The organism is Shewanella sp. UCD-KL12, from assembly GCF_001957125.1.
Classification (GTDB): domain Bacteria; phylum Pseudomonadota; class Gammaproteobacteria; order Enterobacterales; family Shewanellaceae; genus Shewanella.
This window is the reverse complement of sequence record NZ_MPHJ01000010.1, coordinates 122,624-145,882: the sequence shown is the minus strand read 5'-3', so window position 1 is coordinate 145,882 and position 23,259 is coordinate 122,624. Positions and strand designations below refer to the sequence as shown.

The following is a 23,259-nucleotide window of genomic DNA, read 5'->3' as shown; positions in this document are numbered from 1 at the left end:
AGAAAACAATCAAGATGTTAGTTACTAGCAAAGTATGTAATTATTGGCATCTCTTTGACGGTTGTGATTATGAGCGATATATGGATATGTTTGCGAGTTCTTATTGGTGTAAATTAAGTAAGTGGGCGCTTGTGTCTGCTTCCTTATTCACCTCATCTGCTTGGGCTGATATTGGCGATACGCCGGTGATTGGTGGAGTATTTAATGCCAGTGAGATAATGAAGCAGCAGATTGTTTCCTCATTAACCTATTCAACTAAGCTGACAAGGGATATTACTCTTTTTACTATCGGCGGTATGTCGCTCGACGCTTACATCTTGACCTTACCTTTGGATAGTAAGACTAAAACCAGAGTCATTGCTCAGCTCAGCGATCCAACCTACGCCATTCCACTCGGGCATTTCCTCTATAGTTTTTATGACAGGTATACGGGACTCAGTGACGCAGATGAGTTTAAGCACTATCTGGCGACTATCTATGATGAAGCGCAGCTCAAGCAGTTTGAGCATAGCCTTTATCACTTTGGATCGGCTCAAGAGAAGCCTTCAGAGCAAGAGACAGGTTCTGCCAAGCATCAGGGGGCACATAGTCAAGGGATAAAGGCAGATCGCCAGTTTATCGCCTCTATGGTGACGATTTACGATGCACTGGTCGATATAGGTATGTGGCAGGATATGGATACCGTACCCGCTAACTATACCTATCTCACTCAAAGCGCTGCCGATCTGCAGTTAGTGGACAAAATACAGCCCATTATTATCGAGCTCACAGCCAAGGCGGCGAGTAGTATGGATGCTGGAGAGATGAAGGCATCGGTTCTGGCGATTATCGAAGACAATAAGCCTGAACATAAAGGCAAGGTCAATAATAAGGCGCAGGCTCTGACCATTACCTTGATAGACTTTGTGCGTTTAAATGTCCTTAAGGCTTACCGTCAATTTGTCTTCAAGACTGAGCGAGAGCAAGCGTTAAATGCCTGGATGCAGGATACGTTCGATGCTGACAGCGATGCCTTGATCGGTTTTCTAGAGTCACAACAGCAACGCCGTTACTCGGTTCAGGTGACTGTCGATGGCTTGCAGCAGAGTTTAATTGAAGGCTTAGTGGATCAGTCTAACCCCTTTATCCATCGCGCCTATCAGATGCACAGTAGAGCTGCTGATTTTAAACCTCAGGTTGAAGTGACCGTAGAGCCAGAGCACCAACAGCAGGTTAAGTTTATGACTCAGCTTGCTAAGGAGACATATCGCGATCCCAATTACCTGCCATTCTTTAAACGTTTATATCGTGATAACCCTAATTCTATAGCGCAAGTTGGTATCTCCTCTACACCAACAATCAGTGTACGTAATCTGCCAATTATCAAAACAGGGGCTAAAGTCTCTGGTGAGGGGGGAACGGGGATCCCTAACTTCCACTTTGTCGATCGCAGTGAAGATCGCGCTTACTACTTTTTTGGCAATGATGCATTGCAACTCGACAGGTTAATGGACAGCCATGGGGTGAGAACCATGTTTGATCGCCTCGATTACCTGATCACACTCAACTGTAATGGCCAGTATGATTGGAATGCACACACAAGCTACGACGGTCTCGTCAACTTAGGCTTAGGTGAAGCGCAGCGAGATTATGGTGAGAAGCGCTGTACCAGGGAGTTGCAGGAGCGGGCTAAGGTTGAAGTAAAGTTGAGGAAGGATAGATCTGAACTTATCGATGATATTCGCGGTTATCAAGGTATCTCGTTCGTCGATATTTTCACTAAATTAACCAAAAAATGGAAGATTGAGCAAGCCATCTCAGAACTGGCGAAGCTTGATGGCCAAGGCATGCCAGATCATACCTTGATCTATAACCCTTGGTCGGATCATTTTGCACATTTCACAGGGCCTTTCAGTGACGAGATTATTATGCCCACCGGTGAGTTGAATCGACTCGATTTTTGGTTAGATAAGACTGAGCAGGTTTATAAAGATGCAGGGATCTACGATCAAACTCTCTGGGGAATGGCTGGCGATCATGGACTGTCTCCAGTTTTTTACGCACTTAACCCTGAGAGGCAAGTGTTTGATAACTTGTCGAAGCAGCTTGGCTACCCGCTTTTAGTGAAGAAGATCTCTTCCGATGAGGGGGAGGGGCCAAAAATGACCAATGCTCTCAATTATGCCAGTAACAAAGGGGTCGATGTCGTGGTGGCCTCGACGGCTGGTGGCAACATGATGATGGACTTTTTCAATGCTAAATCAGGCTGGGATCAACAACCGATCTACAGTGACCTGATTAACTGGACACCTATCAATGCGCCAATGCAATCCGATACAGTCGATATTGTTACTGAAACCGCCAATAGCCTGTCAGAGTCGTTAGATTATATGGTGATTAGGCAAAGGGCTTGCCACGCTGAGGGCTGTCAGGTGCGATTAATTGGCCATCGTGATGGTGTGCGACTCGATGAGCTGGTGGAGCGCAGAGGAGATAAACTGTTTTACTCAAGCACTAAGGGCGGTGTACCCAAGTTACTGGATATCACCAGCCTAAATCCATACAGGCACTCTCCCTCTCAAGCTGAGATAGCACATTTTACTGAGCTGCAAAATCTATGCATGACTCAAGCGAAGGTAGATGATGTGAGCTCCTGGTGCAATGTGGCGCAGTGGCGAGACTTAACGCGCTATACTCCTCGCCCTGATTCGGTGAGCCAGATAGCGAGCTTGTATGATGAACCGCGTGCGGGAACCATCAATCTGTTCCCTAAAGCGGGGATCGGCTTTAACACTAAGGTTCCGGGTCGCCATGCCGGAGAGAGTTTTTCTGAGAAAGATGCGTTCATCGGTTTTTGGGGCACGCCAATAGGGCCTAATGCCAATACGCTCAAGATTGAAGAGAACGGTTCGTTAGCACCAACCCTGTATGAGTTTTTAACGGGTGAGCAAGTGGTACCGGGTGAGAACGGTTGGGGCTACCCATCTTTATTAAATAAACTCGATATTCAGTGAGTTTGGCAGGCATGTGCAGACAGATATGTACAGACAGGCACGTATAGACCGTCATGTACAGAAAGTCATGTACAAAATAGTGATAGCAGCTTGGAGAGCAAAATGGCGAAAATAATGATAACGGGTGCGACAGGATTACTCGGCAGGGCTGTGAAAGCTCAGCTTGAGAAGGAGACTGAGCATCAAGTGATTGCCACAGGCTTTAGTCGTGCTCAAACGGGTATATACAAGTTAGACTTGACCCATGTCGATGAGATAGCGCAATTTATTGCACTGCATAAACCCGATGTGATCGTGCACTGCGCCGCCGAGCGCCGTCCCGATGTCTCGGAGCAAGATCCAAGCGCCGCATTAGCCCTCAATGTCAGTGCGACCAAGGCGCTCGCCGAGTCAGCCAAAAGGCATGGCACTTGGGTTATCTATATCTCCACCGATTATGTCTTTGATGGTACAGCACCTAACTACAGCGAGTCAGATAAACCAAACCCTGTGAACTTTTATGGTGAGTCAAAGTGGCAAGGTGAGCAGGCGTTGTTAGAGGTATCTAACGAGTTTGCTGTGCTTAGATTACCTATTCTCTATGGCCGTGTTGAACAGGTCTCTGAGTCCGCTATTTTAGTTCTGCTTAATCAGTTAATGGATAAGCAGACTCAAGAGATTGACCATTGGGCGGTTCGAAGCCCCACATCGACCATGGATATTGCTCAGGCTATTGAGCAGATGCTGGCGTTAAAACTGAATAATAGTGAGCTGTCGGGGATCTATCATTTCAGTGGCACAGAGACCATGAGCAAGTATCAGATGTTGCTCAGGTTGGGCGAGCTTTTCGAGCTGAGCACACAGCACCTAAAGCCTATCTCAGAGCCAATGGACAGTGCTAAACGCCCTAAAGATTGTACCTTAATCTGTGACAGGCTCGCTAAGCTTGGCATTCAATCTGAGGTATTATTCCGTGAGGGGGCTTTGGCTGCTTTGCGTGAGTCTCCAAACGCGCTTGCAAAAATTGGTTTGAGAATAGAATAATTATGCCGCATAAATTAGTGCCGAGTTTAAAAGCCTCCGATCAGTTGGCTTTTTTAAGAATATTTGGGTTAGTACTTAAGTTAGGTTTGACCTTCTTTGCCGCTGAGACCTTCGGTTTATCTATCCATAGCCCGGTACTCAATTACGCGCTATTACTAGAGGCGGCCTATCTGACGCTGACCTTTGTGATCCGTCAGCCCTTGATGGCGAAAGACTCTGGGCTGTTTATTGCGTTACTGCTAGATACCGCTTTTTGGATCACTTGGCTCTATTTCTCAGGTGGTGCGACAAACGCCTTTATCTCGCTCTTGTTGCTGCCTATTGCGATTGCGGCGATAACACTCCCTCGCTGGGCACCTTGGACACTGACCCTGATTTCGACATTAGCCTATAGTTTGATGCTCTACTCTGTGCCTGATAATCAGATGCAACATCACGGTATGGATATGAGCTCCCACTACTTAGGGATGTGGTTTAATTTTGTTATCTCATCACTGGTATTAACCACCAGTGTGGCCTTTATCGCTAAGCGTATGCGCCGGCAAGACTCAGAGCTCGCCTACATGAGAGAAGCTCAGCTTAGGCAGGAGAAGCTGTTAGCATTAGGCACGGCATCCGCGCAGATGGCTCATCAACTCGCAACCCCTCTATCGAGCTTGCGCCTGCTGGTGGATGAAGTCGCCGAAGAGCTCGAGCCTGACTCGCCCTCCGTTAAGGAGATGGAAGTGGCGCTTTGTCGTTGTGAACAAACGCTGACAGAGCTTAGGTTTGCTACCGAGTCTATCCGTGAGCAAAAACAGGTTGAGGTTGAGGCGAGTAACTTGATTGCTATGCTAAGGCAGCAAGTGACGTTATTGATGCCACAGCTTAAACTAAAGTTAGTGGTCGATTCTGAAGTGAAACAAAGCCCAGTGCTGACCGATACCAGCCTGCTGCCAGCACTGCTCTCGCTGATTGAAAATGCAGCCCGCGCCAGTGAAGATAAAACTGACGAAAAGCGTGTCAGAGTCGAGATTGATTTAGAGCCTGAGCAGTTGAATCTGCGCATTAGAGTACGGGATTATGGCGTCGGCATACCTAAGCACCTATTGTCTCAACTCGGGCATAAGTTAGTCGACAGCCCAACGGGTATGGGGATGGCATTGATGCTAAGTCATGCAAGTTTTGAACGGTTAGGTGGTACCTTAATGCTAGGAAGCCATAGTGAAGGTGGCGCTGTTGCTGAAGTTATCTTGCCAGTTATAGAGCATTAGTTAAGTGCTGTATTCAATAGTAATCTTGTGGAGAGCATGTGACAGAAAACAATAGATTATTGATCATCGAGGATGATCTGGCCTTTGCTGGCATATTGGCAAGGCGCTTAACGCGCCATGGGTTTGAGTGTCAGCTTGCCCATGATGCGACGCAAGGTTTGTTGCTGGCCCGTCAGTTTCAGCCAAGTCATATCCTGCTCGATATGAAGCTTGCAGAAGATAATGGTTTGGCACTGATTGAACCTTTAAGGCAGCACCTGCCTAAGGTACTGATGGTGTTGCTCACAGGCTATGCGAGTATTGCGACTGCCGTTGAGGCAATACGTCTTGGCGCAGATAACTATTTGTCAAAACCCGTCGATACACAAACATTGCTCAATGCGTTGAATGCTCAAGCTGAAGAATCTGTGGTTGCGCAAGTTGATGAGGAGCCGTTAAACCCTAAACGACTCGAGTGGGAGCATATCCAGCAAGTACTTAATGCGAACAAAGGCAATGTATCGGCAACTGCCAGACAATTAGGCATGCATAGGCGGACATTGCAGCGAAAATTGCTCAAGAAACCTGTTTCAGCCAAATCAACATAAGTAAATCAGTCGTTCTCTTCTATGATTAAGGGATATTTCACTGTAGTTTGCTTATATTGAAGATAGAGGGCCACATAAGATGACTCACAGTTCTGTATTTGAAACCGATAAGTTTTTACTCGACAACCCCAACGACCTTATCTCTATTGATAAGTGGCAGAAAACAGTAAACTTATTGGCAAAACTTTTCGATGCGCCTGCAGGATTTCTTGTACAACATACACCTGATGGGTTTCAGGTCACCATTGCCAGTGAGCAAGATTCCAACCCCTATCCCGCGGGTGTAGTGATTGAGCCCGATGTGAATATATTCTGCCGAAAGATCGTTGAAACGGGTGAAGAGCTGTATGTGGCTAATGCCCCTATCGATCCTTGCTGGGATAGCAATCCTGAAGTGCACAATGACGGCTTTACCTCCTACCTTGGAGTTCCTGTCTTTTGGCCTAATGGTACCGCCTTTGGCACCTTTTGTGTGATGGATTATAAGCAGACAGACTATCAAGAGGATTATCTAGAGCTCATTCGTCACCTGAAGGATATTCTTGAAGCTGACCTCGCTATGTTGGGGCTTTATGAGCAGATGCAGAAGTTGGCGATTACTGACCCTTTGTGTGGCATCAATAACCGACGTGGTTTTACCGTATTAGCAGAGCAAAGAGTCAAGTTAGCTAAGCGTACAGGCGGGCTATTGGGGTTACTTTATATTGACGTTGATGACTTCAAGTCAGTCAATGATCTCTATGGGCATAATATCGGTGATACTGTTTTGATACACTTAGCGAATACCATAGAGGAGTGTGTAAGGCATTCAGATGTGATCGGCCGTATGGGGGGCGATGAGTTTGTTGCTTTAGTCGTGATGGAGCAAGAAGATGATCTGAACAAGATTGAACAGCGTATTACTCAAGGGATCGCCTCCAGAGACGCCGCTCTACCTGAGTATGCAGTTTCAATAGGGCATGTGAAAGTTAAATTGCAGCAAGATTTTCTCTCTATTCTCGACAGAGCCGATAAAGAGATGTTGATCCGTAAGCGGGAGAAAAGTTGAGCTCTCTTAACTCTGTGCTTTTGATATAGCGAGTATAAAAAAATCCCCGAGGACTCGAAGTTGAAAATCGGAGTCGGCTCGGGGAGGGAAGTGCAGTGGTGATCCCTAAAGTTAAAATACTTCTACCTTGGCTATCAATCTAGCTGGAAGGCTTAAACGGCGCGTTATTAAAATCTGTACTCTCCAGATAACCAAGCGTTCATTCCAGTACCGGGCATGCGTTCACCTGGCGATAAATCTCCTCCCATTACTCGGTTATATCCCGCTAAGTGATCTTCATATTCAGTATCAAACAGATTGTTAACCCCAGCCTTAAGCATCCAGCTATCAGCATCATAAGCAACAGAGATATTCATCAAGCCATAGCCAGCCGTTCTCTGCTCAAACTGAGTCTTAGAGACCTTATCCTGTGCACTGACACCAAGGCCTTCAACTCTAGCTAACCAGTTGTTGCTTTTATAATTAACGCCAAGAATAACTTTAGGTGGCGAGATGCGATAAAGGTTGTCTTCGATATCACGACGCTCACCACTGACATAGCTGGCATTCATATCTAAGCTCCAGCTGTCATTTAACTGATAGGCGGCTGCTAGGTCCATACCAAAGAGCTCTGCATCGACATTGGCAAACTGCATCGGATTGTCATCGCCCATCATCATAGCTGCCATTTTAACGGCGGGATCAGTGGCGGGTACTCCTTGAATATAATCATCGATACGGTGGAGAAACACCCGAGGGCTTATGGTTAATTTGTCACTACTAAAGTCAGCGCCCAGCTCCAGTTGATAAGCGGTTTCGAGTTCAAGATCCATCTGGCCGACATAAGTGCGACCATCGGCAAGCCCTCCAGTTGACTGCATAGGTACCCAAAGGTATCTCTGCTGGTAGCTAGCACTTGCCTGCTTGCGCGCAAGCCCGAAGATCCAACTTAGCTCGCTGTTCACCTGATAGCGGCCGTTAAGCACCAGATCCACACCTGTTTGTGACTGAGTGCGGTCAGCATTGTTAAACTGGGTCATCAACATCTTAATGGCGGGCATCATCTCTGCCATCGAGTGAGAGACCTCACCCGCATCAGTCATATAATGCTTAACGCGTGCCCCCAACTGCCAGTTCCACTGGTTTATATCTTGCTGCCATTGAGCAAAAGCACTGTAGGTATCGTCTTGAACATCATTGAAGTTGTCGACATTGAACATCGCCATGGTGGGATCGGAGATCACAGAGTTGTGCTGGCTTAGTTGGCTGTCGATACCAAATAACCAAGTATCTTTACCGACAGAGATAGCACCGTCGAAACTAGCGCTATCGGCATTGTTATACCTTGCATTCATGCTAGGCATCTTCATACGTTGGCTAAAGTTATCCATGCCATGCTTGGCATCGCTGTAGGCGAGGTGCCAGTTTAGCTCCCAGCTTGAAAGTGCATGAATACCCTCAAGTTTGACTCTATCGCTACGAATAAAGTCGATATCCATAGGTAGGGCTGGCGTGCCAGCTTCTGTTGTTTCAAGGTGTTGGTAGCCGATAGCGATTGATTCATTACCTGAATCGCCTAAGTTAAAGCGGTATTGCCCGCCAAAGATATTTTTGTCGTACGTGGTGGGGGCTATCTCGTTGCCGCTACCCGAAGTGGTGTTTTCGCTGCCTTTGAGCAGGTCGCCATAAACAAGGAGTGCGTGGTCCTGATTGGCGATATTGGTTTTAGCACCAAGATGACTTCGTTGGCCGTTATCCTGATATTGCGCTGCCACTTTTCCGCTAATCTCATCGAAACTGGCTTGAGACTCTATCACTTTAACACTGCCACCTATGGTGTCTGTGCCTGCGGATACTGGTGCTATGCCACGAGTCATCTCTAGGCGCTCACTATTCACTAAGCTGGCATAGCTAAGTGGTGTATCCATGGCGTTAGGGCCAGCACTGGCAAGTGTCACACCATTAACTTGGGTGTTGACTCTATCGCCATATAGACCTCGGTATTGGGCGATACCTGTTAATGGACCATTACCATTAACAGCGGCGCCTGGCAGCTGCTCTAGTAAGCCACTGATATCGACTTGAGGTGTCGATGAGTCAGTCGATACTGAGCTATAGCTGCCTTCGTGATGACCAGTAACCTCAATCACTTCAAAGGCGGAATCGTCGGCGAAGGCGATAGAGTGAGTGGTAAGGGCGAGTAAAACAGAGGCTGAGATAACCGATAAGCGCAACGTCATAAGTATTTATCTTCGTGTTATGTGACTATTGTTAGTTTGTGCTTTTATGTAAACACCTTGATTCGCAACGGATTGTGTCAGTCATGATAATGGCTGACAAAGGTTAAGGTGCAAACTGCGACAAGCTGTCGCAGGGGAGATGGATATCGGGCTGTTTTTACTGGGGGAACGCCAGATTACTTAGTGATTAAGGGGAAGGCTGTTGAAAATGCTTCAATGCGCTCAATAATAAAGTCTATGGTTTTCCTCGTTTTTAGCGCCGGGTAGTCGGTTTGTAGATAGACCAGTTGTAGCGGAATTTTCTCCGCCAGTTGATCAGGAAAAAGTAGTACCAACTTGCCTTGGTGCACATCGGCTGCGACATCCAACCAACTCTTATAGGCAATGCCTTGACCGGCTAATGCCCATTCATGAATGACGGCGCCATCATTGCTGATCTTATTGCCCTTAACATGTGTTTCGTAACTCTCGCCTTTATGGCTAAAGCGCCAGCGATTCCAAGGCTCTCCGCCTCGATTAAGCAGTAATATTTTATGCTGACTGAGCTCATTCGGGTGCTTAGGCGTGCCATTTTGAGCGAGATAATCGGGAGAGGCGATGGCTACTCTGTGAGTCATGGCCAGCTGGCGACGCTTAAGGTTTGAGTCCTCTAACTGCCCATATCTCAGTGCCAGATGCAGGTTCTGATTGATGAGATCGGATATTTGATCGCCGAAGAAAAGGTTGAGGGTTAAATCGTTTGCCTGACTGGCAAATTCATCTAACCAGCCGCGAATGAGGTTACGTCCTAAATCTGAGGGTAAGGCAATACGTATCTCCCCTTTAAGCTCACCACGATTATCGGCCAGCGCATTACTCGCACCATCGAGGAGTTGCAGCGCCTTTCGACCTGTCTCGATAAAGACTTGCCCCTCCTGGGTGAGTTTCATGCTGCGTGTGGAGCGGGAAAATAGTTGGCAGTCAATCTGCTTCTCCAGCCTTTGTAGCGCGGCGCTGGCGGCAGCTGGTGTCATAGCAAGCTCACGTCCGGCGGCCGAAACACTTTGAAGGTCAGCGATCCTGATGGCGAGGTGGAGATCTTTGAGGTGATACATATCAAATATTTTTTGAAAATGATTCCAATAATAGCTCAATTATCAAAATTTGTTAACGGGAGTAGACTGAGCTCATGTTTTGGAACGATAGGAATTACCCCAATGGCGATCACTTTTAATCATCTCAATCTATTAGCGTCGACGGACAGTGATGCCGCTAAATTGCTTGTGGGTGTGTTAGGGCTAGAGATAGGCAGCAGGCCTAACTTTCCTTTTAAAGGTCAATGGTTATACCAAGGCGATAAAGCCTTAATACACATTATCGAATCAGAGGAGCAGGCCTGTCGACTGGGTCATATCGCGTTTGAGATCAATATGAACCTGACTGAGTTAACCGCGAAGCTGCAAGAGCACAGATTGAAGTACAACATTTTCCAAGTACCCGATAGCAAGATAGTGCAGGTATTCGTCAAGATCGGCGAGCTTGTGTTTGAGCTACAAACCCAGCATGAAAACAGCCAACAAGCATTCGACACTTTTAATCATCACCAGGAGCTATTATGAGTCTTTTTACCCCATATAAAAAATCACATCTGTCATTGAGTAACCGTATGGTGATGGCACCTATGACCCGTTCGAGAACGACTCAGCCAGGCAATACGCCCAATGAGATGATGGCCGAGTATTATGCACAGCGGGCCTCAACGGGGTTAATCATCACCGAGGCGACGCAGATCTCAGATGATAGCCAAGGTTATTCATTTACCCCAGGAGTCTATACGCCTGAGCAGGTAGCGGGCTGGAAAAAGGTCACATCGGCTGTGCATCAAGCTGGTGGCACCATTTTTAATCAGCTTTGGCATGTAGGACGGGTATCCCATCCGGTGTTTCAGCAGGGACAAGCTCCTATGGCCCCGTCGCCAATTAAGCCGACGGATACCCAAGTCTGGGTGGTCGATGAGCGCTATCCCGAGGGGCGGATGATAGATTGCCCAACGCCAAGAGCGATGAATCAAGAGGATATAGACCGTGTGATCAATGACTTTGCTCAAGGGGCAAAAAATGCCATCGATGCGGGCTTTGATGGGGTGGAGATCCATGGTGGTAATGGTTACTTAATCGATCAGTTTTTACGGACTAACTCTAACCATAGAGCTGATGAATATGGCGGCACGCCCGAGAAGCGTATTCGTTTTTTAATCGAAATCGTTAAAGCTGTCAGTGCTGAGATTGGCGCTGAAAAAGTGGGTGTCAGGTTAGCGCCTTTTGTCACCTTTAAAGATATGGCCTGCCCAGAAATTGTTGAGACGATATTGTTAGCTGCCAAGCAATTAGGCGAGATGAATATCGGTTATGTGCATCTCTCTGAAGCGGATTGGGACGATGCGCCGCAGATCCCAGAATCATTTCGCGTTGAGCTCAGAGAGGTGTTTAGTGGCACTATTATCGTAGCAGGGCGTTATGATGTTCAGCGTGCCGATGCGATCTTAGCTCAGGGTTATGCTGACCTTGTCGCGTTTGGGCGTGCCTTTATTGCTAACCCTGACTTACCTTACCGTCTAAGTAACCAACTGCCGTTGGCGAATTTTGATAAGGGCCCACTGTTTGGTGGCGGCGCAGCTGGCTATATCGACTACCCTGAATACCAAAGCTAGCTTACTAGTATGTAGGGAGTGAAGGGCGGGTTTTTCAGTGATTATTGCCGAGTTGCACTAACTAGCTCGGCAATGTTGTGCACTTCAAGCTTCTTCATCACTTTGGCGCGATGAACCTCTATGGTGCGTAGAGAGAGAAATAGCGCTTCAGAGATCTGCTTGTTGGTTTTACCTTCCGTCAGTAAGTGCAGCACTTGATGTTCTCTTGGGGAGAGGGTGCCAAGCTTACGTTTTAGAGACTGCTCCTCAAAGGTCCGCTGGCTATAGATTAATGCCTTCTCGATGGCATCGGCTAACTCAGTGCCTGAAACTGGTTTTTGGAAAAAGTCACAGGCGCCTTTACGAAACGCATCGACAGCCATAGGCATATCTCCGTGACCTGTGAGAAAGATAATACCAAGTGGGCTATCGGCTTTGAGTAAGCGGTTTTGCACCTCTTGTCCGGTGATCTCTGGCATCCTGCTATCTAAGATCACGCAGCCTGCCTGCTCGAGTGAGATCTCAGCTAAAAATTGAGTGCCGCTGCTAAATGTGCTGACCTGATAGTTAAACTGCTTAAGCATAAAGCTCAGTGAGTCGAGGATCGCCGCATCATCGTCGACAAGATACAGTGGCAGGACTGGGGAAGCTTGCTCAGGCATAGTACTCTCAATGTTGTTCACTCACATTAGAGTAATCTTATGTTGTGGCAGACACAATTTCACTCGCTTCACTTTAGAGGCAGATCACGGATTTGCTCGCTCTTTTATTTTTGAACCTGTCTTGTTTCACAACAATATCGCTTATATTAGTTTAATCTTAGGCAGTCACTGAGTTACTTATTCTTGCTGGGTTTATCGATGCAATTGCTGATCCGTGTTTTGCTTGTTTTACTTGCCTTTATGCTATCTCCTGCCTCTGCTCAACATGAGCCGTTAGCGACTCCTCATGTAGAAGCTGTGCAGACGTTTCGAGTGGGTGTGTTAGCCAATCATGGTGTGCAAAAAGGCAAGCTGCGGTGGCAACCTATGATGGAATATCTAGAGCAGAATGTGCCGGGAACCCAGTTTGAGGTGGTGCCAGTCGACTTTGATGAGATGAGTCATCAGCTGCTTAATCATGAAATTCAATTTATTGTGACTAACCCCGGTCAATATCTAAACCTGAGCACTAATTTCCCGCTGTCTTGGCTGGCAACCATGAAGAGCGATCTGCATAACGGGGCGACCTTTGCTATCGGCTCCACAATCATAGTCAGAGCCGATAGTGAGCTCTACACGTTGCAAGATCTTGAAGGTAAGCAACTCGTGGCTAGCGATCCTCAGGCATTGGGAGGCTATCAAGCGGCTATTGGTCTGTTCCATCGCATGGGCTATACCCCAGAGAACTTCTTCCACTCGATTCGCTTTCTAGGTTTTCCTCTCGAGCCTTTGGTCTATCAAGTGCGGGATGGCACTGTCGATGCGGCTATTACCCCTTTTTGTACATTAGAGGAGATGATTAGCGATGGCTTAGTGAGTGCTGATGACTTTAGGGTGATACACCCGACACAGCCCAAAGGTTATGACTGCTTGGTGAGTACCCAGCTGTATCCCAATTGGTCTTTTGCCGCTGCAGACTCAGTGTCTCCTGCAATGACGCAACAAATTGCGCAAGCACTCTATGATCTACCAGCCGATCATATCGCCGCGAAAACGGCGAAAACCTTAGGCTGGACAGCACCTATCAGTCAGCTAAAGGTCATCAAACTATTTAAAGAGCTACAACTCAAGATGCCGCCACCGCCATTGCATCACACTATGCTCAAATGGATGGAGCGCAACAAAGAGTGGGGCATAGCACTGCTTTTACTGTTTCTGGTGTCGACCATCTATCACCTTTGGCTTGAGTATAAGTTCAGGGAGAAAAGTGAGTACCTGCTTGAAACTGAGCGCCAGTTAAAAGATAAGGCGCTGCAAGTCGAGCGCATGCAAAGTGCTGCCATTTTAGGGGAGATTGGTTCAGGTTTAGCCCATGAGCTAAATCAACCCATAGCTGCCATTACTCAATACAGCGAAGGCGGCATGATGAGCCTAAACCATCAAGGTAAAGGCGAGTCAGAGATGTATGAACTGTTGGCCAAGGTTAACGCTCAGTCTGTACGTGCTGGAGCTGTTGTACACCGTATTCGAGGCTTGTTAAAGCGGCGCACTAGTGCCAAAGAGCCGCTAGATATGACTCATGTGGTTAACAATGCCTTGGTGCTGTTTAAGCGTGAGTTTACCCAGCAAGGGATCCACCTGTCACTGCAAACAAGTGGTGAGCCCTATCAGATAATGGGTGATGAAGTGGGCATGAGTCAGGTATTGGTGAACCTGTTAAAAAACAGTTTAGATGCCATGAGTGATATGGCTACCTCCCCTGATAGCGAACAGAAGTTGATCGCTGTGCAACTAAACTTTAACCCTAACCAGTTATCATTTTCGGTTATCGATAATGGCCCAGGGCTTAAAGGGGATGCCAGTGAGCTGATGGCCTCTTTCTACACCACTAAAGAGCAAGGCTTAGGGCTTGGCTTAGCTATCTGCCGTGATGTTGTGACGCAACATGATGGTAAGCTTAGCATCTCAAATTGCAATACCAGCCCGCTAACCACTTGGTCTAGAGGTTGCGTGGTGAGTATCACTATTCCTGTTTAGAAAATCGAGATAAGTGCTAGGTAAAGGCTCGTATCTATCTTGGTATCTCTCCTTACACCTTAGTCAGCACTAAACCACCTACTTCGGTAGGTGGGTTCGCTACAACAGGGCCTCTCTTATGCCATCGAGTTCCCTCTCCCTTGATGAGAGCGCGGTTATGCCGTTTGGTGAACTTCACCTCAGTTGCATCACAATTTTTCAGCAAGTTATTTAAATATCCCTGCGTAAGATCACACTCAGTTTGCCTATGTGGTTTACCACAATACCCTCACATTTCTTATGGGATAACAATGCTCATAAGCCCGCTGAAGAGCTGGGCAACGAAAACCATAATTAGTGAGCGTTCATCTGCACTGCAGGTGAGGAGGAAACAATGATTAAGCTTGATAGGCGTAATTTTATTAAGGGAGCGGGAGCCGGGGGCGCAAGTTGTGCACTCGCAACCATGCTGCCAGGAACGTTAGCTGCACTGGAAAATGCACCACTTAAAGCGGTCGGTAAAGAGGTCGCGAGTATCTGTGAAATGTGCTCGACGCGTTGCCCAATCTCGGCGCGGGTCGTTAACGGCAAAAACGTTTACATCACAGGTAATAAAGAAGCGAAATCTTTTGGTGGCAAAGTCTGCGCTCGAGGCGGCGCGGGTCACAGCTTACTCTATGATCCTCAGCGTATCGTTAATCCACTAAAACGAGTCGGTGAGCGCGGCGAAGGCAAATGGGCTGAGATTAGCTGGGATGAAGCCTACAAGACCATCGCGAATCAGCTCAATAAGATTAAGCGCGAACATGGCGCTGAAGCTGTTGCCTTCTCATCAAAGTCAGGCTCACTATCGGGTCACCTGTTTCACTTAGGTAAAGCCTTTGGCTCACCTAACGCCTTTACCCATGCCTCTACTTGTCCCGGCGCCTATGTTGTCGCAGCCAAAGCGATGTTTGGCACTAAAGTGAAGCGCGACATGGGTAATTCTAAATACATTATCAATTTCGGTCATAACCTCTATGAGGGGATCAATATGTCCGAGACGCGCGCCATGATGGACGCGCAGATGGAGAAAGGCACTAAGCTGGTGGTCTTTGAGCCACGTTTCTCGATTGTGGCCGATAAGGCCGATGAGTGGTTTGCTATTAAGCCCGGCACCGATGTCGCCGTTGCCTTAGCCCTTTGTCATGTATTGATTGAAGATGACCTGTATGACAAGGCATTTATCGAACAATATGTTGAAGGCTTCGATGAGTTTGCTAACGAGGTAAAAGCCTATACACCAGAGTGGGCGGCTGGGATCAGTGATGTGCTCGCCGCTGATATTCGCCGTATCGCCTATGAGTACGCATCCCACGCGCCTCATGCCGTGGTCGACTTTGGCCACCGCGCAACCTTTACCCCTGAAGAGTTCGATATGCGCCGCGCCCTGTTTGCCGCTAACGTCTTAATCGGCAACATCGAGCGTAAAGGTGGTTTATACCTTGGCAAGAAAGCCAAAACCTACAATAAGTTTGCGGGTGAAACCGTCGCTCCGGCACTGGGTAAGCCTGGGGTCGAGGGGCTACCTAAGCCTACGGCCAAACGTATCGATCAGGTCGATGAGCAGTACGCCATGATGTGGTCATCGGGCGGAATTTATCAAACCATTCTAGATGCAACGCTAGAGGCTACACCTTACCAGCTGAAAGCTTGGGTGATGAGCCGTACTAACCCAATGCAGACCATGACAGATAGAGCGCGTGTCGTTGAAACACTGAAAAAGCTCGATTTTGTGGTCAGCTGTGATGTCTATATCAGCGAAACCGCAGCCTACGCTGACATCATCTTGCCTGAGTCGACTTACCTTGAGCGTGATGAAGAGATAGCGGATAAGTCGGGTAAAAACCCAGCCTACTATGTACGTCAACGTGTGGTTGAGACCATAGGTCAAACCAAACCAAGCTGGCAGATATTCAAAGAGCTCGGTGAGGAGATGGGGCTAGGTCAGTTCTTCCCTTGGTCTAGCATGGAAACCTTGCAGATGCTGCAAGTTAACCGTGACACCACAGAGCTTAGGCGCATTAAAGAGAAGGGCTATGTCAGCTACGGCAAGCCATTAATGCTCAGAGAGCCTGAGATGGTGAGCACTTTTACTCAAACCTATAGCAAGGCTAAGCCAGTTGACGCCGATGGCACCTATGGCAGCCAACTTAAGTTTAAAACTCCAAGTGGCAAGATTGAGCTGACCTCTAAAAAAGTTGAGGGAATGGCTGCAGGCCGCGGTGTGATCAAGTACCGAGATGTGTCACTTAAGCAAGCCGATGAGCTCTACTTTATTCAGGGCAAGGTGGCGATTCATACCAATGGCGCCACTCACAATATCCCTATGTTGGCTAACTTGATGTCCGATAACGCAGTGTGGGTTCACCCTGTTACGGCTGGAAAGCTCGGGATCAGTTCAGGTGATGCTATTCGTCTTTCAAGCAGTGTCGGCAGCGAAGAGGGCACGGCCTTAGTTACTCCCGGCATACGTCAAGATACCGTATTTGCTTACATGGGCTTTGGTTCTAAGAACAAGGAGCTGGTGCGTGCAACAGGTAAAGGGGTGCATTGTGGCAACTTGCTACCACATAAGACTGCGCCTGTTTGCGGCATGAATATTCACACCACTGGCGTCAAGCTTGCGAAGATTTAGTAGGAGTTAAATTATGTCTAAGCGACTCATAATGATACATGACGAAAATAAATGTATCGGCTGCCAAGCTTGCAACATAGCTTGTCGCAGTGAAAATGGCACCCCAGATGAGGTGACCAGACTGCAAGTTCGAGTAGAGGGCCCGTTTGGTGATGCCCCTAACCTGCACTTTAAATATAACCGTGTCTCTTGCCAGCAGTGTGAAGATGCCCCTTGCGTTAAGGTTTGCCCAACAGGTGCGGCCTACGTCGGTGAAGATGGTCTAGTGTCTATCAAGGCTGAGAAGTGCGTTGGTTGTATGTACTGTGTAGCGGCGTGTCCTTACAAGGTTCGCTTTATGAACCCTGAGACTAAGGTTGCCGACAAGTGCAACTTCTGTAAGGAGACCCGCCTTGCCAAGGGTGAGTTACCAGCTTGTGTGACAGCTTGTCCAACCGATGCCTTGATCTTTGGTGATGCAAACGATCCGAGCAGTGAAGTGGTCAAAGTGCTCAACACTAAACCTAGCTACCAAGATAAAACACATCTTGGTACTAAACCGAGACTCTATCGTATTCCGACTAAGAGAGGGGGGATCCCATCATGAACAATATCTGGGGCGATATGGCGCAATATGATCCGGTCACTTGGAACTGGATCATCGCAATCTATCTATTTATGGCCGGTCTATCTGCCGGCAGTATCTTAATCGGCATCGGACTGCGCTGGTATCGCAGCGATGAAGATAAAAAAGCGGCTAAAGGAAGCGGCGCACAGGAAAGCGCGATTCTAAAGGCGGCCGCAATCATCAGTCCGATTGCGATAAGCTTAGGTTTGGCCTGTTTGGTCTTCGATCTCACTAAGCCGTTCCACTTCTGGTTGATTCTGATTAACTACAACTTCCAGTCAGTGATGGCCATCGGTGTGTTAGCCCTGCTTGCCTACTCTCCGCTGGGTATCGCCTATGCACTCATCGTGCTACGTGATGAACTGCCTAAGTGGAAACTTGGCTTCCTGCTACCTGTTGTTCAGATGCTCATGCCATTTAGAAAGGCGATTGAGGTCTTGCTGTTTATCTTAGCAATCGGCGTTGGCGCTTATACGGGCTTCCTTATCTCAGCCATGAACGCTTACCCTATGCTGAACACTGCGGTACTGCCTGCGCTGTTCTTAGTTTCAGGCCTATCGGCGGGTGCTGCAGCTAACTCAATCGTGGCGCTGTTAATGTTTAAAGTAGACAGCCATGACAAAGAGCTGAGTAAGATGCACGGACTTGAGCTACCAGTGATGGCGACTGAAATCATGTTCCTGTTTATGCTGTTTTGCGCACTCTACTTCAAAGGCGGCGCAGCGGCATTAGCACTCGCATCGTTGACTACAGGTGTGTGGGCGGCAGTATTCTGGATAGGCGTAGTGGGGATAGGTTTTGGTATTCCACTGCTATCTATGTTGATGCCAGGTTCAGTGCGCCATACCAAAGGCGCTATGGTCATGGTGGCCTGCAGCGGCTTGACAGGGGTGTTAGCACTGCGTCACTTTATTATCTATGCAGGACAGAGCTACATTCATTAGGTATAGGTTCGATTCACTCGACAGATGAAAGCCCAGATTAAACCTCTGGGCTTTTTTTGTTTTTGGTCGGTAGTGAATGTGTATTGAATCGTGTTATTTGAAGTCATACTTCATTGTTATCTAACGCCTGCCCTTTGGACAGAAACATCTTAGTTAACCTTAACCAATATTGGAGTGCAGAGCATGAGCTATGAGTCTTTGCGACAGGCCGTGGCTTTTGAGCTCATAAGAAGTATCCCTATAGGCTCTGCGAAATCAAACAACGTCCATGTTTAAAGGCCAGTTCGGTATCCATACCTCTCGTTCGAAGAGTTCCACTTCGTGAAACCTCACCCTTTTTTCGAAGTTCGCACACCTCTCAGCAAATGCTCAGCTAGCGAGTTCATAGCAGCCCTCTCACTTAACAACACTCTTTCTAACTTAGTTGCGAGCACCTATAACAGTAAAAAGATTGTGGACGCACTGTTAATAGCTTGGCTAGACGTTTTTTTCCCCTTAATTAATAGCTCATCGTACAACTAGTTTCAGACCTCTTAAAAAGACGAACAACAGTCGCCATGGCCATTCGTCACAATCAATAACAAAAATTACTAGCTAAAACAAATTTCATTATTAATCAGTAGATTTGACTTATTTTTTTATAAATCAGTATTCCCAATAAATCGTAAGTCGAATTCTAACTCGCAGCCAGTTGGTTTGAGCTATTAACCAAGTTGAATTTTAAATCGATAATACTCCCAACTTAACAACACAACCTAACTTAAAAGGTAATATGATGAACACTTCTAAATCACTTACGGCACTTGGCTTAATCGCAGCACTTTCACTTTCAGCTTCAACTGCTGTATTTGCAGAAGACACGCAAGTCCATGATGCTGACCCACGTAACACATCTTGGCGCGGTGGTATTGCTACAGACCACAATGGCGAAATTAAGTTAGTCGCAGGTGGTGGTTTTAACAACCTATATGGTGATGGCGAGTATCAGACTCAAACCATTATGATTGGTGAGTACTTCACTCAATCTGAGGACTTCAGATTCCGCCTTGCTAACTTTGATGAGCGCTTTGGTGGTGTTTACCTTGATGTTAATGTCACTGACGCTATGAATTTATATACCGCTGGTTACATGTTGCCACTTACCGCAACCAATGACAAAACCACCTTTTTCCCATCGGTCAACTACACCTACATTGACTTCGATACCAACAAGATTGCCGGAGATTTAAATGCGGGTATGGCTCCTTCACAGCTTGATGGCTATTCATTAGGCAGTGGTAACTCGTTTGCCTTGGAGTCGATGAATATTTCTGGTGGTGACGTAAAATCTATGCTCGGTGGCGATGATGCCCACATGGCGTCAGTTAACGTATATGGGTTGCACCCATGGAATGATACTCACTACACAGTATTTCAAGCATTTGGTGGCTCAACTTACGGCGGTGTAGAGATGCAAATGGTTGACTTAGTATTACTGCAAGGTACACGAACTAAAGTCGGTGATGCAGTATTCAATATCTACTTAGAAGCTAAGTACACCAACATCAGGCTAGATGACATTAACAACCCAATGTCGAACAGCACTTACATTCGCGGTGAAGACACTAAGATTTCTGTCGGTTTCGATTGGCGCTTCTAAGGGCATTAACCCCGTAGCTGCATCAACCTGATAGGGCCTGTATTGGGCCCTTTCGTTCACCCAAGATAATGGTTAACAATTTTATTTCCCTTACTGAAGCCATCGAAGCCGTCAATTAAAGAGCCCCCTATGAATAATTTAGATCTTCGTACCCTGCGCATTTTGTCGGATCTGTATCAGACAAAAAACACTTATCAAACTGCTGAAAACATGGAGGTCTCACAATCATTGGTCAGTCGAGCGCTAGCTAAAAGCCGTCAATCACTCAATGACCCTTTGTTTATATGTCAAGGTAAGCAACTCAACCCAACTCCACTCATGCAAGCACTGGCTATCGAGCTTCCAAACATCGCCGACCGCCTCAACGATATTGTGATGAAAAATACTTTCGACCCGGCCAAGCTGTACGGGCACTACCACCTATTTGTCGCCGCACAATTACCATCTCAAATAAGCACTGCACTGTCACAGCAGCTATCTACACAGGCCCTCAACGCCAGCTGGACGATCACCGATTGGCAAAGTCAAGCCATTGAAAAGTTCCTCGACCAGCGCGTTGTTTTAGGGCTCGACTACGTCAATCAAGATTTACCCAGCTTGATTGTTCAAGATAAAATCGTAAACGATGAATTGGTTGTTTGGGCAAACAATCAACACCCAATACATGACTTACCAGGTGTCACCTTGGCACAACTGGCACAGTATGAATTTATTTCATTGCCATTAAACGCTAACGATAAGTTCAGCAATAACCGCTTAGAGCACCTACTTGGTCAACACTCTCAGATCAGCTCACGGATACACACTCACTCTTTACCGCTGGCGACACAAATTGCCCACAATCAACCATTGTTATTTATCGGCTCGGCACTCAGTCTCGGTGAACAATGCTCAGCGCTAAAAGCGGTCAAACTGGCTGATCATCACATGCCGTTAATGCTCACCTGTGCATACTCGGGTAAACAGGCTCAAGAGCCGCTAACTTTATGGTTAAAATCGCTTATCAAAGAGACCATTACACCGCTGTACAACCCTTCATTGACTGTTGCCACTCGCCCCTGTCAGTCATAACCTATCCAGCTCGCCTTACAGCATTGTAAGGTGTTCGCCCTTACATAGTGTCCAGCACCTATCAATGACAAGTCATTATTCGACTTGTGCAAACTCGCTTAAGGCTATTAAACAAGTCGGTTAAAAACTTCATAATGGCCCCACGTTATTAAGCAGCACACCAACAGCGCTGGGATTAACACTTTACTTTACATAATGAGGCCTCTGATGAGAATCAACGATACAAGCTTACAATTTGAAGCTTTACCGCAGGTATACCCGCTACTCAACTCCATTGAGTTTATGTGGTTTATCGTCATAGTCACTATTGCCATCATCAGCTGGATAGCGGCCAAACTGTGGCAAATACACTCTATTCCTAAGCATTTAGCCAAAGAAAAAGGTCTCGCTCAAGCTAAGCTCATCTTCTGGCTATGTATTCTAGGTCTGGCATGGAAACCCCTATGGTTTCTCGCGGCGCTTGCCATCGTTACCGACTGGGATAAAGTTCAAACTTGGATAAAGGGAACAAGATAATGAAAGAGATAATGCTACCTTACATTCTTATCGTATGGTTATTGTTTAAATTTAAGGTACTTAACCGAACGCCAAAAAATTACTTTATCACTACTTTTATTGGTGTATTACTGGCGTTGTCACTGTTTTTCGGTCACCGGTTTTATTCACCGGCCGATTTGACTAACTCAACCACGGTAAAAGCCCCCCATGCGGTGCTCTCACCAGCACTTGGGCAGCATATTGATAGAGTCTATGTCGATCATAACCAAGCGTTCACTAAAGGTGATGTACTGTATGTACTCAAAGATGATAATTTGACCGCTAAAATTGCAGAGTTAGATGCTAAGCGAGTGAAAGTGCAACGCCAACAAGCGGCCTTACAGGTCACACTATCTCAGGCTAAGCGCGATCATCTGCGCCACCAAGGGTTGCAGCAACATGTCTCTTTAAAAGAGAAAGAGCAAGCTGCAGATCTTGTTGTAAAACTTAAAGCTGACCTCGCTGTTTTTGATGCAGAGAAGCTAAGCTTAGAAGCGCAGCGGGTTAATTTTGAGTTTGAGCTTGAGCGTTTAACAGTTACCGCCCCATTTGATGGCATGGTGACTCATGTGTTTATCGCCGATGGCTCGCGTGTTGGTTCATTGCACCTTTGGGACACAAGCAAAAAGTTTGTTGAGATGCGGATCCCAGATCAAGCTTATCGAAACATCCAGCCAGGACAGTTCAGTGAATTTTTTGTTCACAGCCATCCCGGCGAGATTTTTCGCGCTAAAGTGCACAGCATTGTTAAAGCGACCGGTGAGGCACAAGGAAGCTTATTACCTCAGGAGCAATTTGTTTCTCAGCATATACAGCGAGGCTCGGCACCCGTTGGCAGAACTGTGATTCTAGAAATAGATGCCGAGACGATGGCAAGGCTGCCTATTGGAGCCACTGGCTCAGCCTGGATTAGTGCTGACAAGCCAACACCGTTACTTGGCTTTATAGACATTATTGGTGCTGCGACCGTGAGAATTACTGCAGTGAAATCTTACCTACAAGCGCTGTAATTACGCACGCTAATCATCTTGATGGATCGCTTTATTCTCAGCTTTATTTCACTGATGGGAGTAAGGCGGTTTTTGCACATGTTAAATGGGCGGCAAGCTATCCCCTTTGCCCCCTGCATCACTTTCAAACAAGCTGTGACCAGTTAACAGTAACCCCCGCTAAGCACCAAGCGCTTCGCTCCCCAGTGACTGACTTTCCCTAAATAAACAAATTGTGGCCATTGTTGCGCTTTTAAGCCTAGGTGCTAATTCAAGTCCAAGCTCAAGTTTGACATCTCAAGCCCTAGTTCAACCCCAATACTAAAACTAAAACTAAAACTAAAACT

At 47.0% G+C, this 23,259-nt stretch carries 18 protein-coding genes; 15 read left to right on the top strand and 3 right to left on the bottom strand.

The window, feature by feature from the left end; genetic code table 11:
* Positions 1–131: 131 nt before the first annotated feature.
* The 5 genes from BM736_RS17255 to BM736_RS17235 all read left to right on the top strand — a co-directional run bounded on the left by BM736_RS17255 (position 132) and on the right by BM736_RS17235 (position 6,904).
* Positions 132–2,993, top strand: a complete 2,862-nt coding sequence (locus BM736_RS17255; RefSeq protein WP_256717946.1) for an alkaline phosphatase family protein — start codon at positions 132–134, stop codon at positions 2,991–2,993.
* A 102-nt stretch (positions 2,994–3,095) separates the two neighbouring features.
* Positions 3,096–4,016 carry an SDR family oxidoreductase gene (locus BM736_RS17250; protein ID WP_076414431.1) on the top strand — a complete coding sequence of 307 codons (921 nt, stop codon included), beginning with the start codon at positions 3,096–3,098 and terminating at the stop codon, positions 4,014–4,016.
* A gap of 2 nt (positions 4,017–4,018) precedes the next feature.
* Entirely contained in the window at positions 4,019–5,269 is a 1,251-nt protein-coding gene (locus BM736_RS17245; RefSeq protein WP_076414429.1) for a sensor histidine kinase KdpD, read from the top strand.
* Between the two features lie 38 nt (positions 5,270–5,307).
* Entirely contained in the window at positions 5,308–5,856 is a 549-nt protein-coding gene (locus BM736_RS17240) for a response regulator transcription factor (protein WP_076414428.1), read from the top strand.
* Between the two features lie 79 nt (positions 5,857–5,935).
* Positions 5,936–6,904, top strand: a complete 969-nt coding sequence (locus BM736_RS17235) for a sensor domain-containing diguanylate cyclase (RefSeq protein WP_076414426.1) — start codon at positions 5,936–5,938, stop codon at positions 6,902–6,904.
* A gap of 167 nt (positions 6,905–7,071) precedes the next feature.
* Here BM736_RS17235 and BM736_RS17230 read toward each other — a convergent pair whose 3' ends face one another.
* Together BM736_RS17230 and BM736_RS17225 are read right to left on the bottom strand one after the other, a co-directional pair.
* Positions 7,072–9,123, bottom strand: coding sequence for a TonB-dependent receptor (locus BM736_RS17230; RefSeq protein WP_076414424.1), 2,052 nt, complete (start codon positions 9,121–9,123; stop codon positions 7,072–7,074).
* A gap of 176 nt (positions 9,124–9,299) precedes the next feature.
* Complete coding sequence (locus tag BM736_RS17225; protein ID WP_076414422.1) at positions 9,300–10,217, bottom strand: LysR family transcriptional regulator; 918 nt, start codon at positions 10,215–10,217, stop codon at positions 9,300–9,302.
* Between the two features lie 102 nt (positions 10,218–10,319).
* Here BM736_RS17225 and BM736_RS17220 point away from each other — a divergent pair, with 102 nt between their 5' ends.
* On the top strand, positions 10,320–10,721 hold the full coding sequence (locus BM736_RS17220) for a hypothetical protein (protein ID WP_076414420.1): 402 nt from the start codon (positions 10,320–10,322) through the stop codon (positions 10,719–10,721).
* Positions 10,718–11,812 carry an alkene reductase gene (locus tag BM736_RS17215; protein ID WP_076414418.1) on the top strand — a complete coding sequence of 365 codons (1,095 nt, stop codon included), beginning with the start codon at positions 10,718–10,720 and terminating at the stop codon, positions 11,810–11,812. Before BM736_RS17220 ends, BM736_RS17215 begins: the two co-directional genes overlap by 4 nt.
* Positions 11,813–11,853: 41 nt before the next feature.
* On the opposite strand, the gene BM736_RS17210 is transcribed toward BM736_RS17215, so the two are convergent.
* Positions 11,854–12,453 (bottom strand): response regulator transcription factor, encoded by a 600-nt coding sequence (locus BM736_RS17210; protein WP_076414416.1) that lies wholly within the window; start codon positions 12,451–12,453, stop codon positions 11,854–11,856.
* 240 nt (positions 12,454–12,693) lie between these two features.
* On the opposite strand from BM736_RS17210, the gene BM736_RS17205 reads away from it, so the two are divergent.
* The 8 genes from BM736_RS17205 to BM736_RS17170 all read left to right on the top strand — a co-directional run bounded on the left by BM736_RS17205 (position 12,694) and on the right by BM736_RS17170 (position 22,933).
* Positions 12,694–14,469 carry a PhnD/SsuA/transferrin family substrate-binding protein gene (locus tag BM736_RS17205; RefSeq protein ID WP_372828705.1) on the top strand — a complete coding sequence of 592 codons (1,776 nt, stop codon included), beginning with the start codon at positions 12,694–12,696 and terminating at the stop codon, positions 14,467–14,469.
* A gap of 373 nt (positions 14,470–14,842) precedes the next feature.
* On the top strand, positions 14,843–17,125 hold the full coding sequence (gene phsA / locus BM736_RS17200) for a thiosulfate reductase PhsA (RefSeq protein ID WP_076414412.1): 2,283 nt from the start codon (positions 14,843–14,845) through the stop codon (positions 17,123–17,125).
* 13 nt (positions 17,126–17,138) lie between these two features.
* Positions 17,139–17,711 (top strand): 4Fe-4S dicluster domain-containing protein, encoded by a 573-nt coding sequence (locus BM736_RS17195; protein WP_076414410.1) that lies wholly within the window; start codon positions 17,139–17,141, stop codon positions 17,709–17,711.
* On the top strand, positions 17,708–18,676 hold the full coding sequence (nrfD, locus tag BM736_RS17190) for an NrfD/PsrC family molybdoenzyme membrane anchor subunit (RefSeq protein ID WP_076414408.1): 969 nt from the start codon (positions 17,708–17,710) through the stop codon (positions 18,674–18,676). Before BM736_RS17195 ends, nrfD begins: the two co-directional genes overlap by 4 nt.
* A gap of 775 nt (positions 18,677–19,451) precedes the next feature.
* Positions 19,452–20,315, top strand: coding sequence for a hypothetical protein (locus BM736_RS17185; protein WP_076414406.1), 864 nt, complete (start codon positions 19,452–19,454; stop codon positions 20,313–20,315).
* Between the two features lie 129 nt (positions 20,316–20,444).
* Positions 20,445–21,386 (top strand): LysR family transcriptional regulator, encoded by a 942-nt coding sequence (locus BM736_RS17180; RefSeq protein WP_076414405.1) that lies wholly within the window; start codon positions 20,445–20,447, stop codon positions 21,384–21,386.
* A gap of 207 nt (positions 21,387–21,593) precedes the next feature.
* Positions 21,594–21,902: an Mg2+ and Co2+ transporter gene (locus BM736_RS17175; protein ID WP_076414403.1), complete on the top strand. Its 309-nt coding sequence runs from the start codon at positions 21,594–21,596 to the stop codon at positions 21,900–21,902.
* Positions 21,902–22,933: an HlyD family secretion protein gene (locus tag BM736_RS17170; protein ID WP_076414401.1), complete on the top strand. Its 1,032-nt coding sequence runs from the start codon at positions 21,902–21,904 to the stop codon at positions 22,931–22,933. Before BM736_RS17175 ends, BM736_RS17170 begins: the two co-directional genes overlap by 1 nt.
* Positions 22,934–23,259: the final 326 nt, after the last annotated feature.